This window comes from Xanthobacter sp. BG11Y11_SDJG (assembly GCF_057364445.1).
This window is the reverse complement of sequence record NZ_JBNFNU010000721.1, coordinates 1-1,121: the sequence shown is the minus strand read 5'-3', so window position 1 is coordinate 1,121 and position 1,121 is coordinate 1. Positions and strand designations below refer to the sequence as shown.

At 73.7% G+C, this 1,121-nt stretch carries 1 protein-coding gene; it reads right to left on the bottom strand.

The window, feature by feature from the left end:
• Positions 1-248: 248 nt before the first annotated feature.
• A partial coding sequence (locus tag AC2W7M_RS26035) for a phage major capsid protein (protein WP_486136047.1) occupies positions 249-1,121 on the bottom strand: 873 nt, incomplete at its 5' end.

Genomic DNA, 1,121 nt, shown 5'->3' with positions numbered 1-1,121 from the left:
CGGCGGCGCCCGCGGCTGCGGCGGCGTCACCGGCGTCACGCTGGTGTCGCTCCACCGCGACTGGATCGACGCCACGGCTGAAGGCGCTGGCGGGGCGGTGAGGCGGGACGACGGGCGCCCGCCGCGTCCCGCCCAAACTAGCCGCCGTCATGCTCCGGCTTGACCGGAGCATCCACGCCCTTCCCCACCGCGCCCCGGCCGCAGCATGGGCCCTCCGGTCAAGCCGGAGGGCGACGGCGGGGCAGGCCTCAGGCGGCGAACTTCAGCAGCTTTGCGGCGTCGAAGTCCTGCACGCCGCCGCCCACCCGCTTGGTGGTGTAGAACAGCACATAGGGCTTGGCGGAATAGGGGTCGCGCAGCACCCGCACCCCGGCGCGGTCCACCACCAGATAGAAGCGGCGGAAGTCGCCGAAGGCGATGGCATGGGCGTCGGCGGCGATGTCCGGCATGTCCTCGCTCTCGGCCACCGGGAAGCCCATGAGGCTCGCGCTCTGGCCCGCGCCGGGGGGCGGCGCCCACAGATAGTTGCCGTTCTCGTCCTTCAGCTTGCGCGCCGCCGCCTGGGTGCGGCGGTTCATGAGGAAGGTGGCGTTCTGGCGGTAGGGCGCCTTGAGCGCATAGACGAGGTCGATCAGCGGGTCGGCCGGCGTGGCGCTCGGGAAGGCGCCGGCCGCGCCGGTGGCGACGACGCCCACCTTGCCCCAGCTCCAGGCGCTCTCGGCGGCCTTGGTGTAGCTGAGGAAGCCGGTGGGCTTGCCCACGCCGTCGCCGGAGACGAAGGCGGTGCCCTCCTGGGAAGCGAAGCTCTGCTCGACCTCGCCGGCCAGCCACTCCTCCACGTTCACCCGCGCATCCTCCAGCAGCGCCGTGGTGGCCGCCGGCATGGCGTAGAGCTCCATGGCCGGGAAGGCGAGTTCGGCCAGCACCGGGCTGTCGGTCTGCGGCCGCGCCGCGGTCTCCGCCGCCCAGCCGGAGACCGGGCCGGAGGTCATGAACGGCTTGCGGTAGGTGCCGGCGCCGATGGTGCGCACGCTGGCGAGCGCCCGCACCGGCGAGAGCACGGCGAGGCGGCGGCCGATCTCGGCCTCGGCCTCGAACGGCACGAGATAGCCGCCGTCGGC